1 protein-coding gene is annotated in these 484 nt (G+C 61.8%); it reads right to left on the reverse strand.

The features are described 5' to 3' along the window. A partial coding sequence (locus IMZ11_RS43905) for an MBL fold metallo-hydrolase (protein WP_228649659.1) occupies positions 1–484 on the reverse strand: 484 nt, incomplete at both ends.

Raw genomic sequence — 484 nt, forward strand, 5'->3', positions numbered from 1 at the left:
GTGTTCATCTCGGTGGGCGCCTCGGTGCCCGGAGTCATCTGGAACTCCATGTCCACACCGTCGATGGTCATCTTGGTACCTGTGGTACTGACGATGTCGGTCGGAATGATGAGTGTGGGTACACCTGCCGACACGGTCATCCCGAGGCCACCGTTGACGCCACCTTCGGCGTTGCGGGGCAGAAGCGCCCCGTACATGTAGACCGCGCGACGGCTCATCGCGTTGCCTGCGATCACATTCTCGCTGACCGCGTCCTCCACGAAGGCTTGTGGAGCAATGATTTTCACCTTGCCCGAGTCGACGTCGGCCTGGTTGACGATGCCGCGGACACCACCGTAATGGTCGACGTGGGAATGACTGTGGATCACCGCGACTATGGGGCGGGCTCCGAGCTTCTGATTCGCCAGGTCCAGTGCGGCCTTGGCCGTTTCAGGTGAGATCGCCGTGTCGACCACGATCCAGCCGGTGTTGCCCTTCACGAAGG

It is taken from the genome of Microtetraspora sp. AC03309, from assembly GCF_020826795.1.
GTDB classification, from domain to species: Bacteria; Actinomycetota; Actinomycetes; order Streptosporangiales; family Streptosporangiaceae; genus Microtetraspora; species Microtetraspora glauca.